12 protein-coding genes and 1 pseudogene are annotated in these 15,919 nt (G+C 41.8%); 4 read left to right on the forward strand and 9 right to left on the reverse strand.

The features are described from left to right. Nucleotides 1-5: 5 nt before the first annotated feature. From JI667_RS13655 to JI667_RS13665, 3 genes are all read left to right on the forward strand, one after another. Nucleotides 6-593: a xanthine phosphoribosyltransferase gene (locus JI667_RS13655; protein WP_206855349.1), complete on the forward strand. Its 588-nt coding sequence runs from the start codon at nt 6-8 to the stop codon at nt 591-593. Further along, nucleotides 593-1,897, forward strand: coding sequence for a nucleobase:cation symporter-2 family protein (locus JI667_RS13660; protein ID WP_206855352.1), 1,305 nt, complete (start codon nt 593-595; stop codon nt 1,895-1,897). The genes JI667_RS13655 and JI667_RS13660 overlap by 1 nt, the downstream gene beginning before the upstream one ends. A gap of 170 nt (nt 1,898-2,067) precedes the next feature. Further along, complete coding sequence (locus tag JI667_RS13665; protein ID WP_206855355.1) at nt 2,068-3,630, forward strand: long-chain-fatty-acid--CoA ligase; 1,563 nt, start codon at nt 2,068-2,070, stop codon at nt 3,628-3,630. Nucleotides 3,631-3,916: 286 nt separating this feature from the next. Here the strand turns inward: JI667_RS13665 and JI667_RS13670 are convergent. Continuing rightward, nucleotides 3,917-4,444: pseudogene (locus JI667_RS13670) on the reverse strand (ribonuclease H-like YkuK family protein). 271 nt (nt 4,445-4,715) lie between these two features. Between JI667_RS13670 and JI667_RS13675 the strand changes: the two are divergent. Further along, complete coding sequence (locus tag JI667_RS13675; RefSeq protein WP_206855357.1) at nt 4,716-5,687, forward strand: LAGLIDADG family homing endonuclease; 972 nt, start codon at nt 4,716-4,718, stop codon at nt 5,685-5,687. Nucleotides 5,688-6,181: 494 nt separating this feature from the next. Here JI667_RS13675 and JI667_RS13680 read toward each other — a convergent pair whose 3' ends face one another. From JI667_RS13680 to JI667_RS13715, 8 genes are all read right to left on the reverse strand, one after another. Beyond that, a complete protein-coding gene (locus JI667_RS13680) occupies nt 6,182-6,640 on the reverse strand; it encodes a staygreen family protein (protein WP_206855359.1) in 459 nt (152 codons plus the stop codon). A gap of 63 nt (nt 6,641-6,703) precedes the next feature. Next, nucleotides 6,704-7,468, reverse strand: coding sequence for a hypothetical protein (locus tag JI667_RS13685; protein WP_206855362.1), 765 nt, complete (start codon nt 7,466-7,468; stop codon nt 6,704-6,706). A 69-nt stretch (nt 7,469-7,537) separates the two neighbouring features. After that, nucleotides 7,538-7,954, reverse strand: coding sequence for an SWIM zinc finger family protein (locus JI667_RS13690; RefSeq protein WP_206855380.1), 417 nt, complete (start codon nt 7,952-7,954; stop codon nt 7,538-7,540). 63 nt (nt 7,955-8,017) lie between these two features. Then, on the reverse strand, nt 8,018-9,442 hold the full coding sequence (locus JI667_RS13695) for an alanine/glycine:cation symporter family protein (RefSeq protein WP_206855382.1): 1,425 nt from the start codon (nt 9,440-9,442) through the stop codon (nt 8,018-8,020). 261 nt (nt 9,443-9,703) lie between these two features. Continuing rightward, nucleotides 9,704-12,142: a DNA topoisomerase IV subunit A gene (parC, locus tag JI667_RS13700; protein WP_206855385.1), complete on the reverse strand. Its 2,439-nt coding sequence runs from the start codon at nt 12,140-12,142 to the stop codon at nt 9,704-9,706. A gap of 3 nt (nt 12,143-12,145) precedes the next feature. Continuing rightward, nucleotides 12,146-14,116 carry a DNA topoisomerase IV subunit B gene (gene parE / locus JI667_RS13705; RefSeq protein ID WP_368077911.1) on the reverse strand — a complete coding sequence of 657 codons (1,971 nt, stop codon included), beginning with the start codon at nt 14,114-14,116 and terminating at the stop codon, nt 12,146-12,148. Between the two features lie 278 nt (nt 14,117-14,394). Further along, complete coding sequence (locus tag JI667_RS13710; protein ID WP_206855388.1) at nt 14,395-14,802, reverse strand: CoA-binding protein; 408 nt, start codon at nt 14,800-14,802, stop codon at nt 14,395-14,397. 196 nt (nt 14,803-14,998) lie between these two features. After that, nucleotides 14,999-15,898, reverse strand: coding sequence for a glycine betaine ABC transporter substrate-binding protein (locus JI667_RS13715; protein ID WP_206855391.1), 900 nt, complete (start codon nt 15,896-15,898; stop codon nt 14,999-15,001). Between the last annotated feature and the right edge of the window lie 21 nt (nt 15,899-15,919).

Consider the following 15,919-nt stretch of genomic DNA (forward strand, 5'->3'; position numbering starts at 1 on the left):
TTTTCATGAACTTATTAAAAAATAAAATCAATACTGAGGGCGTTGTCCTTTCAGAAACTGTATTAAAGGTAGACTCATTTCTTAATCATCAAGTTGATCCGGAACTGATGCTGGAAATAGGAAAAGAATTTGCGCATCGTTTCAAAGATCAAGGAATCACAAAAGTACTGACCATTGAATCATCGGGGATCGCTCCCGGTGTGATGGCTGCCCTTCACATGAATGTTCCACTTGTGTTTGCACGTAAAAAGAAATCGTTGACACTATCAGAAGGAGTGCTTACTTCAAAGGTATACTCATTCACCAAACAGGAAGAAAATACGATTTCGATCTCAAATACATACATAAAAGAAAATGACCGGGTATTACTGATTGATGATTTCCTGGCAAACGGACAGGCCGCACTCGGTTTAATTGATCTAGTGAAACAAGCTGGCGCAGAAGTTGCCGGAATCGGGATTGTCATCGAAAAATCTTTCCAAAACGGAGGGAAGCTTGTCCGTGAAACGGGATATCGAGTGGAATCACTAGCAGAAATTCAATCTCTTGAAAATGGAAAAGTACAATTTAAGCAAGAGGAGGTGCATGTATAATGAAGAATCAGCACCTTAAACTCGCCTCTCTTGGTATTCAACATGTTCTTGCCATGTATGCGGGAGCAGTCATTGTCCCCCTCATCGTCGGCGGGGCACTCGGATTGACGGGTGAGCAGCTGACATACCTTATTTCTATCGATATCTTTATGTGCGGAATTGCTACCTTGCTCCAGGTCTATAAGAATCGCTTCTTCGGTATCGGGCTTCCCGTTGTGCTGGGTTGTACGTTCACTGCGGTCGGGCCGATGATCGCCATCGGGGGTCAATATGGTATCTCCGCTATATACGGATCGATCCTCGTTTCAGGCGTATTTGTCGTTGTAATCAGCAAATACTTTGGAAAACTCGTCCGTTTCTTCCCTCCTGTCGTAACGGGTTCAGTTGTGACTATCATCGGGATTACCTTGATTCCCGTCGCCATGAATAATATGGCAGGTGGACAGGGAAGTGCTGATTTCGGTTCTTTGGAAAATCTGTCTTTAGCGTTTGGTACATTATTATTTATTTTATTCCTATATAAATTCTTTACAGGGTTTGTCCGTTCCGTTTCGATTTTACTCGGATTGATGGCAGGAACGGCCGTGGCGTTCATACTCGGTAAAGTCGACTTCAGCGCTGTTGGTGATGCTTCATGGTTTCATATGGCAAAGCCCTTTTACTTTGGAATGCCGACATTTGAAATAACGGCCATTCTCACGATGATTCTTGTCGCCATGGTGAGCCTGGTAGAATCAACAGGTGTTTATTTCGCCCTTGCGGATATTACTGAGCGAAAGGTTTCGGAAGAAGATTTAGCGAGAGGGTATCGGGCAGAAGGGTTAGCCATTGTGCTTGGTGGATTATTCAACGCATTCCCATACACGGCCTATTCCCAGAATGTCGGATTGGTCCAGCTTTCAGGTGTGAAACGGAAGAACGTGATTTATGCAACGGGAGCATTTCTCGTCATTCTGGGCTTAGTGCCAAAAATAGGCGCACTTACCACTGTGATTCCTGCCTCCGTATTGGGCGGGGCGATGGTGGCCATGTTCGGGATGGTTGTAGCCTACGGAATCAAAATGCTGAGTACGGTGAATTTTTCTTCTCAGGAAAACCTGTTAATCATTGCGTGTTCTGTGGGAATGGGACTCGGGGTTACGGCAGTACCGGAACTTTTTGCGCAAATGCCCTCAAGCATCCGCATCTTGACGGATAACGGGATTGTGGCCGGCAGTTTAACCGCGATCGGGCTGAATATCTTCTTTAATGTGTTATCTAAACGCAAGTTGAACGTTGTCATGAGTGAGCAAAAAGCGTCATAAACATACGATCAACAACCGCCATCTCGGCTAGATATAAGAGGTGGCGGTTTTTTTATGGTTTATTTCTGAATTATCAGATTAATAAGGAAGGAAAACGTAAATAAGTAACGAACATTAATTGTGTAGGGATCGGACAGTAAATAGTCAGCTTTTATTAAAGGAGGAGAAACATGTACGCAACGACTGGATCTATTTTTGACCAAACGGTAGAGAAATTCCGCAATAAGGAGGCTATTGTAGAAGAGAAGACAGGTAAACGGTTAACCTTCGGAGAGTGGCAGGATGAAGTCCATCGTGTGGCAAATGCACTCTTGAATGCAGGAGTGAAAAAGGGGGACCTGGTTTCTACGTATCTATTTAATACACTGGAGCTTGCGAACGTATTTTTTGCGTGCGGGAAGATTAGTGCAGTGATCAATCCGATTAACTTCAGGTTAAAGGGGCAGGAAATCCACTATATATTAAAGGATGCGGAGCCAAAGGTCGTGATCTTTGAAGAATCCCTTTCAAAGCCGATCGAGGGGATATCATCATTTTTCCCTCATACCCTTTTTTGGCATGTGGGTGAGGAGGTACCCTCCTTTGCACAAAGCTACAATGAGACAGTCGGCTGTTGTTCCAGGGAATTAGAACCCATCATGGTAGAAGAGACGGAAGTATATGCCATTATGTACACGAGCGGGACTACAGGCAGACCAAAGGGTGTCGTTCACAGGCATAGGGATATGGCGGAGCAGAGCCTGATATGTACATCGGTCATGGGGCTGACTCCGAACGATATCGGTCTTGTGACGGCACCGATGTTTCACTGTGCCGAACTTCATTGCTGTTTCCTGCCCAGGGTTCAAGCAGGTGCGAAAAATATCATTGTGCATCAGTTCCAGCCGGAAACCGTATTGGAAGTCATTCAGCGCGAGAAGGTCACCACTCTTTTCGCAGCGCCGACCATGTGGAATATGATCCTTCAGCATGGGGTGGAAGGATATGATACAACTTCCCTTCGGATTGGTCTGTACGGTGCGGCTCCCATGGCGCCTGTTCTTGTCAGGACCCTTCATGATAAGATGAACATTGACCTTATCCAGGCATACGGACAGACAGAGATGGGACCGGCGGTTACGTTCCTCCTTCAGGATGAGCAGCTGACGAAGACGGGTTCTGCTGGAAGGGCCGCTTACAATCATGAGATAAGGGTGGTAAGACCGAATGAAAACGGGCCATCTGAACCTGATAATATCTGTACACCTGGTGAAGTGGGTGAAATCATCGTAAGGGGTTCATGTACGATGCTACAGTATTTTAACCTGGAGGAAGCAACGGAAAAAGCACTGTATAAGGGATGGTACCATTCAAGTGATTTAGGCTATATGGACGAAGAAGGCTACCTGTATGTGGCTGACAGGGTGGATGATATGGTGATTTCAGGTGGGGAGAATGTGTATCCAAGGGAAGTGGAGGACGCCCTTCATGCACATGAAGATGTGCTGGATGTCGCCGTCCTGGGTCAGCCTGATGAAAATTGGGGGGAACAGGTACTGGCTGTGATTGTATCTAAGAATCCTTCCCTTACGTCCTCCGAGTTGGATTCATTTCTGAAGGATGGAGATTTATTGGCAGATTATAAGCGTCCAAGGGAATACCTTTTTGTGAAAGAACTTCCTCGTAATGCAAGTGGGAAAATTCAAAAGTTCTTGTTGAGGGAGAACCTGAGTAAAAGGGAAAAGCAACGATAAGGAATACTACTGATTTCTTATAGTAAAAAAAATATTGGAACATATGTTCTAATATTAGAATTCAGACAGATAAGGCAGTAAATGAGAGATAAATGGAGAAATAAAGAGAATGTAAAAAAGATGCCTGGGATTTATGTCCCTGGCATCTTTTTTATTCTTCACAGCTGGTGGTAGAGACAAGGAGGAGGGCATGGGGAGGGTGTTTCCGTATATTGTCGGTGCTCTACAACATAAAAATGATAATCATTTAAGAGGAGGTTTAGGCCCATACTGAACATGTAGGGCTTTATTTTGTATAACGGTTGGCATAACTGGAAGCTACGAATGCATCAGGTTTAATTTTCGGTTCCACTCCCATTGCTTCCATCCTTGCGACCATTTCCTTCACAAACTTACTTGTTTTATTCTGTTTTCCATTCCCGATATCAATATGACCCTCCATAGTAAATGTGGCCCCAGAATAAATATAAGGAAGAACGATATTGATTAACTTATTTTTTCTTTCCTCTGTAAATAAAGAAACAATTTCTTCAGATAGAGATAGCTCATATGAAATTCTCTCATGTAATTGCAGCATTTTTCTTGGGATTAATACTTTTCTTATACATGCCCACACACCTTTTCCTTCATTTAATATCACTATTCCTGTTATGAAGGTGGTATGTGAGTGATGAACTTGAGAATCAGTCCCCACCATTAATCGTTAGTGACCATTTGGATCGGATTGCATGAACTTCACAATATGTTCAAAGACCTGGTCAAATGACATCCCGGATTCCTGTAGATTTTGAAATGGATAGTGATTATTTTTCATCTTATAAAATCACAGCTTTCTTAACCAATTTGAGTATATAACGATAAATTCTTATCTATATCCTATGATAAGAATTTATTATCGTGAAATGGAATACATGCACACGAATATGGTTTTAATCCAACCGCTGCTTACCAGAGCCGATTGCTGCTATTGACGGGAGAGTGTGTGATTTTTACAAAGTTCACGTTTAATTTAGTGCCTCTTTTTCGACTATCGAACATTTGTTCTGTATAATGAAGATACACAATGATTGAAGGTGGTGCTTAACATGACAAGAAAAAAGAAATGCACCTTGGAAATAACTGAAATCATACAAATGTACGAAGAAGGGGAAAAGACGGCAGATATTGCCCAAAGAGCCAATGTATCCACTCGTTATATCAATTCAGTATTACAACAGAATAAGGTGGAGAGAACTCCACACGGGAGCTGGAAACGAAAATACAGGGTTCATGAGGATTACTTTAAGACCTGGAGCAATAACATGGCTTATATACTCGGTTTTTTTGCAGCAGACGGGCATATCAGCAGCCGAAATCATACGGTTTGTTTTTCTCAGAAGGATCCTGACATACTGGAGCAGATCCGGGAGGAACTACAGTCAAATCATCCATTCGTGATGAATAATACGGGTGTCTATACACTTATCATTGGGAGCAAGGTCATGAAGTATGACCTGATGAACCTGCATGGAATGACCATTGACAAATCAAATGCTCTTAAGATGCCTGAAATTCCAGAAAAGTATTTGAGTCATTTTGTCAGAGGGTATTTTGATGGGGATGGAAATGTGTCTTACGAAGGGTATACGGTAACCTTTGTAGGGAATTCATTATCTTTTCTGTTAACTTTAAAGTCTATATTTGAACACAAAGGTTTTACAACAAAAATGAAGATAGTCAAAAATCATTTCAGACTATTCATTATAAGTCGCTTATCTTTAAAGATGTTTGCAGATTGGATCTACAGCGAAAAAGAAATGTATTTGGAACGGAAGTATTTAGAATTTGAAAAGGAACTTTTAGAAGTTGCAGAAATTAGAGGTAAAATCAGTACAGCGAAAATATCTCTAGAAAAAAAGAAGAATTTTTTAGAGTTGTTTAGCCATTGTTATGATGAAAATAAAGCATGTAAAGAAATTGGGATTGATCTTAAAACACTGGATATATGGCTGAGAAATGATTTAGAATTCAAGAACCATTTCAAACAGGTTAAAAAGGCAGTAAAAGACTTCACTTAAAAAAGTGAAGTTTTTTATGTTATGAACAACGGAGGGGGCAATAAACCAGACTTTAGTTTTTCTAGTTACCATAATATATATTATCGGAAGCTGAATGAAATAATCATTTATAATCTCATATCATAAGTATACTGTTTACAATGAGACAGAAGAAAAAATCAACGAATTTTCCAATCCGGTTATATCTTCAAATTTTCTACCGATTAATCAGTTCATGTTCTTTGAGTTGTCACCCTTGGTCGCGTTTCTTAGTTCCTTTCACTAAAAAACTTTATACGAGAATTATCTGACTGCTCGGCAATGTTCAATATTTGAATATGACGTTCCATCTTCATAAGCCGCTCCGGTTTCCCACCATTATAACAACTGATTAGTTTACATAATGTTACCTGCATACTTCATTTCAATCATGTTTCATCAAAGCTTGGCTTTCTTTTCATCAGAGCAAAAGAAAAAGCATAAAGAGCCTGTAGGGTCCTCTCTATGCTTGTGCATTATTTAAGTAAATATTGTCTTGGTGTTCCGAAATAAAGCGTTTGCTGATATTCTGGAAAAACGGATTCAAAGCAAATGATGATCGGCGCATCAAGTAGCCATGGATAGTACGTATAAAAGCCTTTATCACCGTTCACCATTGCAGCCAGTGCCAGGGGCAGTTCCTTCTTGAAAATCATGAACCGTACGTTGGAAAGCTGCTGATCAAATTCCCCTCCGCTGACATATACAGTCCCGGTAAGAGTATATTGACCGAGGTTTCGTTTCCACTCTCCCAATACTTCGTCCCTCATGGACATGTTAATCTTCTCAACAGCGTACTGGCAGCCGATGCTTAGGAATAGGTCACCTGTTAAATCAGAATGCGTTAACGTGTATTTCCTATTATCGATTGGATTAAAAACCGATGCAGGCAGGACATATTGAACGGTTAACTTTTCCGGCTTAAATTCACTCATGTGTAAGCCTCCTTCACAATAATGGGCTTACAACAGAGTATGACGATAGCCTAATAACGGTTCCTAGCTCTCCCTCCACTTTATTTTTACTAAATTCCATTTACCATCATCATAATACCAGTAGGAAGTGGCCGTTCCAATGCCATCAGCATGATAGGCTCCGCTTATTTGCTGGTAACCTTTTAACCCTTTGCCGGATTTTCCGAATATCTTGGCTGGTTCGAAAAAGGAATATGGACCAACCATTAATTCCATTGGCTCATTTAATTTTCCATCGGTGTAAATTCCCAATCTTTCGTAATCCTCTTTCCGATCCCTCAAATCAATCGAGTAGGATTGATTAGTATCGACAAAGATAATGGTTGCTTTGTACTGATCTTCAAATTGCGCTGTAATGGTCAGGGGTTCTGGTAGTCCGATATCCACCAGTTTATTATCTGCCAGTGTATGGAGAGCCATAGTGTATAGGCCACCGCTTCCACCTGTTGCTGATGAATACAGCATATCCTTAATTCCATCATGATTTAAATCAACGAATTGGATTTTTGGTTCGTATCCACCTTCATAATCAATACGGATGTCACTTCCCCTGGACGTTTTGATATCTGCCCAGATTTGTTTCATAAACAGGGTGTCAGGAGAATACGGAATCGCCTTGAGTGTGATGGTATCCTTCTTACCATCACCGGTTACATCCTTTTTATAAACAGATACCGTCATTTCATTCACCGGCTCTTTTTCCGGTGGTTGGGTTGAGAGATTTCCGGCTATGGCGTGGAGGGACATAACAAAGAAAGCACCGAATGCAAATAGTAATTCTTTTCTCATGATTCTCTCTCCTTGGCTGAAAAATTATTCAATATTATTTTCACCAAAGAAGGAAATTCTATGTAATGATTATGGCTTTTCTTTTCTTATATAATCAAGTACTGCTTGGCGAATGAAGCTATTTCTTTCTCCTAGAGTTTGAATCATTTGCACCAGGTCATCTTTTGAGAAGCCTCTAATTTCAGCTGGAAAGGAGTTTGTTTCTTCCACCATAAACTCATTATGATCTTGCACGTAAAAAACAAGGGCTGCGATATGCTTACAGTAGCCATTAAAGGGACATGTACAAATACTGTTTTCAAACTGATCCAGATAAACAATGGTATCATAGTCATCCCCTTTTCCATTCACTATTCCATGAACATGGGTAGGAAATATGTCTGCATCCATGATTCGATTTTCTCTATAGTATGTCAATCCTCTTTTCATGATGGTTTCATTGACGTGTATCTCCATTTCAATCATTAACTCGCTGAAATCACGCATCCTGTCATCCTCCAGTATCCAAATTCAATAAAGGACCAACCCCTCAAGGTTGGTCCTTTCATTCTATTTCTGTTCTGTTGCCTCAGGTTTAGCTTCCCAGCTCTCGATTCCTTTTAATCCACTAATAGAGTTGGAGTAGAAGACGGGATCCTTCCCCTGCCTTTTTTGTTCCCTGTAATCTTTTAGTGCGGCTATGGATATCTTTGCAAGTAATGTGATGGCAATCAGGTTGATGATCGCCATCAGACCCATGAACAGATCTGCTAAGCTCCATACGATATCCAGTTTCACAACAGCTCCGAATATCACCATGCCGAGAACCGCAATGCGGTAAATGACTAAGGTAACGGGACTGTATTTGATAAACTCGATATTGGTTTCACCATAATAATAGTTTCCGATTATGGAACTGAACGCGAACAGGAATATGGCGACAGCGACAAAGGTATCCGCCCATGCCCCAACGTGGAAGCTTAGAGCTGCCTGTGTTAACTGAATGCCATCGATTCCGGTCGTATATTGATCAGATAGTATGATCATGAAGGCAGTTGCCGTACAGATAAGTAAAGTATCTGTGAAGACCCCCAGTGTTTGAATCAATCCTTGTTTGACAGGGTGTGTGACACCCGCAGATGCTGCAGCGTTAGGGGCACTACCCATACCCGCTTCATTTGAGAACAGGCCGCGTTTGATTCCCATCATGATTGCTGCTCCGACTCCACCGCTTGCTACTTCGCGAATACCGAATGCATTTTCAAAGATGACGACAAACATATCCGGGAGCATCGTAATGTTGGTAACTAAAATATAGAATGCAAGTATCAGATAAAGGACGGCCATAATCGGAACGACAATTTGGGTGACACTGGCGATTCGCTTGACTCCACCAAAGATAACAAGTGCAGTTAATACGGCCAGAATGATGCCGACTGTCATACGATCAAATGAATACGCTTCTTCCATAGCAAGTGAAATTGTATTCGATTGTACGGAGTTAAATACAAGACCGAAACAGAATGTAATGATGACAGCGAACAGGATACCCATCCAGCGGGCATTCAATCCTTTTTCCATATAATAAGCAGGACCACCGCGGTAGCCGTCTTTTCCATCTTTCACTTTGTAAATCTGAGCAAGTGTACTTTCTACGAAGCTCGTTGCCCCACCAAGTAAGGCGATGAGCCACATCCAGAAAACAGCCCCAGGTCCTCCACCTGCGATGGCAGTCGCAACACCGGCAAGGTTACCGGTACCGACACGGGATGCCGTGCTGATCGTGAAAGCCTGGAAAGAAGAGATTCCTCGCTTTCCTTCCGAAGAAATGGTCGTTTTATCAGTTAATAGTCGCCCCATCTCACCTAAATACCTGAACTGTGCAAACTTTGTCCGTAAAGAGAAGTATAAACCAAGTCCGATTAAAGCCACAATCAGTATGTATGACCACATATAATCATTCAATGTACCTACTATACTAGTTAATAAATCCATAAATGTTCCCCCCGGTTGATTTTGTTTATGACAAATAATGTATGAACATATGTATGTTTACCCATTCAGACACTGTTTTAATCTATCAAAAATAAGATATTCCTTCAACTGATAAATTCATATTGCTGAAAGAATATTAATTGTAGTACAATTATATGCCGACATTGTACTACAATTACGAATGAATATGCACTATTCATTTATAATGGTCATCTCCAGCAAAAAAACGACCAAAATTTCTTCTGGTCGTTTTGATGAATGCTATTCTTTTGTTTCAGGCAGCAATGATTCTGTCCACGTTTCACATACAGATCCGCTGTCTCCCTCGTCGATCACAAATGATCCATTCGAATAGCGGTCATTTGGTCTGAGGTCTGTAATCTTTACCTCTTCATACTTGCCTTTTTTCGTCATCAGTCCTACTTTGTCCGTATCTTTCACAACTTCTATACTCACAACGCGATGAGGATTCGATTTCAATTCTCTAAGCATAATGACTCCACGTTTGGCACGGGATGTCTTTTCGAATTCGGCTAATTTCATTTTCTTCACGGCCCCACGCTGGGTTGCTAAGAAAATATAATCCTTCGTTGGATTTTTCACGATCTTACCCGATACAACAAAATCGTCTTCCTTAAGGTTAATCCCCTTCACTCCCGCTGCTCTTGGTCCTACTATATTTACATCTTCTTCTGAGAACCATAGTCCATAGCTTAAATGTGTAGCGATGAATACATCATGTGATCCATCTGTTAAGTAGACCTCTAAGAGCTCATCGTCACCTTTTAGGTTAATCCCGACAAGTGGACGGGAGTAACGCTGCGCTTTGTATTGAGGCAGTTCGGATCTCTTGATCATACCGTTCTTAGTTACAAACAGTAAATAGTGGGCAGGATCAAATTCTTTAATCGGAATCGCTTTGAGAACCTGTTCATCCCGATCGATCGGCACGATGTTCCCTACATGCTGACCAAGGTCTTTCCAACGAATATCCGGTAGCTCATGGACTGGGCAATAGATGTAATTCCCTTTGTTTGTAAACACTAGAAGGACATCGGTTGTATTCATTTCAAATTGGCCCAGGAGCCTGTCCGTTTCTTTCATAGCAAGATCCTGACCGTTTGAAGCAGAATAGGAACGAAGGCTTGTACGTTTCATGTAACCATCACGGGTCACTGTTACCATGACATCTTCGCTCGCTATCAGAACTTCAAGGTTAATCTTGATTTCCTCTATTTTATCTTCAATTTGCGTCCTTCTCTCGTCAGCGAATTGCTTTTTAATGCCCTTAAGTTCTTTTTTAATGACACTATAAAGCTTATTTTCACTTTCAAGGATAGACGTCAGTTCTGCAATCGTTTCCGCCAATTCTTCCGCTTCCGCCTGAAGTGCTGTGATATCGGTATTCGTTAAGCGGTATAGCTGCAAACTGACAATCGCTTCCGATTGGGCTTCTGTAAATTGGAATTTTTGAATTAAGTTATCCTTTGCATCCCGCTTGTCCCTCGATGCACGAATTGTTGCGATGACCTGATCCAAGATAGACAGTGCTTTCATCAGACCTTCGACAATGTGCTGGCGGTCCTTCGCTTTATTTAAATCGTGTTTCGTACGGTTGGTCACCACTTCTTTTTGGTGCTGAATGTACGCGTCCAATAGTTCACGGAGTCCCATCAGTTTAGGACGGCGATTATGTATGGCAACCATATTAAAATTATAGGTGATTTGAAGATCACTGTTTTTATAAAGGTAGTTCAGAACACCGGTTGCATCTGCATCCTTTTTTAACTCTACCACGACGCGCATTCCATCGCGATCGGTTTCATCCCGTACTTCTGCAATCCCTTCCACTTTACGATCTACGCGGAATTCATCCATTTTCTTAACGAGATTTGCTTTATTTATTTCATAAGGGATTTCTGTTATGACAATCTGCTGTTTACTTCCACGGATATTCTCTATATCCGCTTTCCCTCTTACCACAATTTTTCCTTTTCCTGTTTCATAGGCTTTCTTTATGCCGTCTACCCCTTGGATGATACCGCCTGTAGGGAAATCAGGTCCCTTTAAGACCGTCATGAGGTCATCTACAGTACTATCCGGCTTTTCCATCCGCATGATGGCGGCATCAATGACTTCATTAAGGTGATGAGGCGGGATGTCGGTTGCATACCCTGCCGAAATACCAGTAGACCCGTTGACTAAAAGGTTCGGGAAACGGGATGGTAAAACGGTCGGTTCACTTGATGTATCATCAAAGTTTGGAACAAAGTCCACTGTTTTCTTATCGATATCACGCAAGAGCTCCATGGAAATCGCAGAAAGGCGTGCTTCTGTATAACGCATTGCTGCTGGAGGGTCTCCGTCAATGCTGCCGTTATTTCCATGCATTTCAACCAGGTAGTTGCGGACCTTCCACGTTTGACTCATACGGACCATGGCATCATAGACAGACGTGTCACCATGGGGATGATAGTTCCCAATTACGTTACCAACGGTTTTCGCTGATTTCCGGAATCCTTTTTCCTGAGTGTTCCCATCTACATACATTGCGTAAAGAATACGTCTTTGTACCGGTTTCAATCCGTCTCGCGCATCTGGCAGTGCACGCTCCTGGATAATATATTTACTATAACGTCCAAATCGGTCGCCAAGCACCTCTTCCAGAGGTAAATCTTGATATCTTTCCACTGTTGTCATGTATTACCCCTCCTCTGCGACCGTAATGTTTTCATTTTCCAAAATGCTTCCGTCTTCTTCCAAACCAAACGCAACATTGCTTTCAATCCATTTACGGCGTGGTTCTACTTTATCACCCATAAGCGTAGTAACTCGGCGTTCAGCACGTGCAGCATCGTCTATCCGTACGCGAATCAACGCCCGAGTTTCCGGATCCATCGTCGTTTCCCATAACTGATCGGCGTTCATTTCTCCGAGCCCTTTATAGCGCTGAATCATATATCCCTTTCCGACTTTGGAAATGGCCCCTTGAAGCTCATCATCCGTCCAAGCATATTCAAGCTTCTCTTTCTTTCCTGTTCCCTTACTTACCTTGTATAAGGGAGGAAGAGCAATATACACTTTCCCGGCTTCTAATAACGGCTTCATGTAGCGGTAGAAGAAGGTCAACAGTAGCACCTGTATATGAGCACCATCCGTATCAGCATCGGTCATGATGACGATTTTGTCATAGTTGATGTCATCTACATTGAATTCGGGTCCGACTCCGCCTCCAATCGCATGAATGATTGTATTGATTTCTTCATTTTTGAAGATATCCTGTAATTTTGCCTTTTCTGTGTTTATGACTTTTCCTCTCAGGGGAAGGATAGCCTGGAATTTACGGTCACGTCCCTGTTTGGCAGAACCTCCTGCAGAGTCACCCTCCACAAGATACAGTTCATTACGCTGAGGATTTCTCGATTGAGCCGGCGTTAATTTGCCTGAAAGAACCGTTTCAGATCTCTTCCGTTTCTTACCGTTTCGAGCATCCTCCCTTGCTTTACGTGCGGCTTCACGGGCCTGCGCCGCTTTGATGGATTTCCTGATCAGTAGGGAACTTGTATCAGGATTCTCTTCTAAGAAATATAGAAGGTGCTCCGATACGACAGCATCCACTGCGGATCTCGCTTCACTTGTGCCTAGCTTTCCTTTCGTTTGACCCTCAAACTGAAGGAGGTGTTCGGGTATGCGTACGGATACGATGCTAGCAAGACCTTCACGAATATCAGTACCCTCTAAGTTTTTATCACGGTCTTTCAGGATACCTGCTTTCCGTGCATATTCGTTGAAGACCCGGGTCATTGCCGTCTTGGCACCTGCTTCGTGGGTTCCGCCGTCTTTCGTACGAACATTGTTTACAAACGAAAGGATGTTTTCAGAGAACCCATCATTAAATTGGAATGCAAATTCCACTTCAATCGTATGATTTTCTCCTTCAAAGAAAGCCACTGTATGAAGGACGTCTTTTTCTTCATTTAAGTATTGAACGAATGCCTGAATTCCGCTTTCAAAGTGAAAGACTTCTCTTTGATCATGACGTTCATCGATGATTTCAATCTTTAACCCTTTAAGCAGGAAGGCAGATTCTCTTAGACGCTCACAAAGCGTTTCGTAATTATAGGTGATAGTACTAAAAATCTCAGGATCAGGTTTGAAATGAATACATGTTCCGGATTTCTTTGTTTTGCCGATTTTTTCAAGAGTAGTTTCAGGCTTTCCGCCATTTAAGAAGCGCTGTTCATATTTCATCCCGTCACGCTCAATTGTGACAACAAGCCATTCAGACAGAGCGTTTACAACTGAGGCACCAACACCATGCAGCCCACCACTTGTCTTGTATCCACCTTGACCAAATTTCCCTCCCGCATGAAGAACGGTCAAGATGACCTCAGGAGTAGGCTTTCCAAGCTTATGCATCCCTGTTGGCATGCCCCGGCCTTTATCCTGTACAGAGATGCTATTATCCTTATGTATCGTAACAATAATCTCGTTTCCGAAGCCTGCCAGCGCTTCATCAACCGAGTTATCGACAATTTCGTATACTAAATGATGCAAGCCTCTTGAATCTGTAGAGCCTATATACATACCAGGTCTCTTACGGACGGCTTCTAAGCCTTCTAATACTTGTATGGCATCATCATTGTAATCCATGGTCTTATTCTGGTTGGCCACGAACATTCCCCTTTCAAAACTTCTCTAACCATAATATCTGGGTTCTTGTAAGCTATTATTGGTTATGTATCTATTAACTATAACACAAGAACGTTTGTTCGTTTACCTGTTTTGGTCATTTTGAGGTAAACCACTATTGCTTATTGTAGCGTTTTATTTGATTTTCGCAAATGGTATTTCCGTGATCCGGCTTAAATACCATTTGTTCCTCGTCCTGATTTAAGAGCGGACAGTCCGTAAAAAAACAAGCGGTAAGAGCCGCTTGTTACGAGTGAAAATTATTTGGTTAAAGCATGTTCAACCTTAATACAGCGATCCATAATGACTGTATACCCTCGTTCTTTTAAAAAGCGATAAGCCTCTTCATTCTCTACACCTAGTTGTGCCCAAAATACGTTAGAATCAATTTTATCAAATTCTTCCGCGATTTGTGGCAAAAATTCTGACCGGCGAAATACATTAACGATATCAACTGGTCCATCAATGTCCTGGAGTGAAGATACAGCCTTGACCCCTAAGGCCGACTCAATGGTAGGGTTCACTGGAATGATGTCATATCCCTGATCCTGCATCGCCTTAGAAACCATATAAGATGTGCGTGCTGGATTATCACTTAAACCAATCACTGCAATACGCTTGGATTGTTTGAGTATGCTTCCAATTTCATTTCGGGATGGATTTTCCATAAATGTTCACAACTCCTTCATGCCTTTTACTCTTCAACTGTTTCTTAAGTCCTATTCTTCTTTTATACCATATTTTCCTTTAATATTTCAAAAATTTATAAAATTGTTTAAATAAAAGGAAGTGTCAGGAAGAAATCAGGGAGCAATTTTGTAAGAACAATCAGCTCCTTTTCCGTGCCTGACACTTCTATGATCCTTACTTTTCGATCAAGCCTTTGGAAATAAGGAAATCACGTGCTACGTCTTTGGGATCCTGCTTATCCATATCGACTTTGGCATTCAACTCACTCATCTCTTCTTCAGAGATCTTTCCTGCTAATTCATTCAGCACTTTTTCGACTTCAGGATGTTCTTTCAGTACTTCTTGACGAATGATTGGGGCAGCATCGTACGGAGGGAAAAATCCTTTGTCATCAGTCGTTGTTTTCAAGTTGTAACGTTGTATTCTTCCGTCTGTAGTAAACGCTGGAATAATGTCTACATCTCCGTTTTTAACCGCTTCATACATAATATTAGGATCAAAGCTTTCTTTTTCTTTAAATTCGAAACCATACTCTTTAGAGAAAGCCTCGTACCCGTCCCCTTCACGCTCATAGAACTGATGAGGTGCACCGAAGCTCAGATCCTTGGAAAGAGGGACAATGTCAGAGAAAGTCTTAGCATCAAAATCCTGATTCTTTGTATAGGCGAGAGTATACGTATTCTCAAAACCTAACGGCTTCAACCAGGTAACATCAAACTTTTTTTCGTATCCTTTGCGCACTTGTGAAAGGATTTCATCTGCTGATGCGCCTTTCTTGGCTTGTTCTTTCAGTACAGCTTCTAGGCCAGTACCTGTATATTCCACATAAACGTCAATGTCTCCTTTTTCAAGAGCGGGTGTAAGGATCGAGACTTCTCCTAATCCTTCTTCAACTTTCACATCCAAATCTGTTTTTTCTTTGAGAAGTTCCGCCATCATCTGAGTCAGAATGAACTGCTCGGTCCACATTTTTCCTGACACTGTGATGGTATCTTTTCCGCCTCCATTTCCGCAACCTGAGATCACGATGGATAATACGATTAATAATATGAATGGTTGTAATTTCTTTTTCATTCTTATTCTCCTTTGAATTAT

The sequence above is a fragment of the Bacillus sp. NTK074B genome (assembly GCF_017303375.1).
Classification (GTDB): Bacteria; Bacillota; Bacilli; order Bacillales; family Bacillaceae_B; genus Rossellomorea.

Bases quoted from the DNA above. Each gene is read 5' to 3' on its own strand.
- JI667_RS13655 (WP_206855349.1), top strand. From the start codon at position 6: ATGAACTTATTAAAAAATAAAATCAATACTGAGGGCGTTGTCCTTTCA.
- JI667_RS13660 (WP_206855352.1), top strand. From the start codon at position 593: ATGAAGAATCAGCACCTTAAACTCGCCTCTCTTGGTATTCAACATGTT.
- JI667_RS13665 (WP_206855355.1), top strand. From the start codon at position 2,068: ATGTACGCAACGACTGGATCTATTTTTGACCAAACGGTAGAGAAATTC.
- JI667_RS13675 (WP_206855357.1), top strand. From the start codon at position 4,716: ATGACAAGAAAAAAGAAATGCACCTTGGAAATAACTGAAATCATACAA.
- JI667_RS13680 (WP_206855359.1), bottom strand. From the start codon at position 6,640: ATGAGTGAATTTAAGCCGGAAAAGTTAACCGTTCAATATGTCCTGCCT.
- JI667_RS13685 (WP_206855362.1), bottom strand. From the start codon at position 7,468: ATGAGAAAAGAATTACTATTTGCATTCGGTGCTTTCTTTGTTATGTCC.
- JI667_RS13690 (WP_206855380.1), bottom strand. From the start codon at position 7,954: ATGCGTGATTTCAGCGAGTTAATGATTGAAATGGAGATACACGTCAAT.
- JI667_RS13695 (WP_206855382.1), bottom strand. From the start codon at position 9,442: ATGGATTTATTAACTAGTATAGTAGGTACATTGAATGATTATATGTGG.
- parC (WP_206855385.1), bottom strand. From the start codon at position 12,142: ATGACAACAGTGGAAAGATATCAAGATTTACCTCTGGAAGAGGTGCTT.
- JI667_RS13710 (WP_206855388.1), bottom strand. From the start codon at position 14,802: ATGGAAAATCCATCCCGAAATGAAATTGGAAGCATACTCAAACAATCC.
- JI667_RS13715 (WP_206855391.1), bottom strand. From the start codon at position 15,898: ATGAAAAAGAAATTACAACCATTCATATTATTAATCGTATTATCCATC.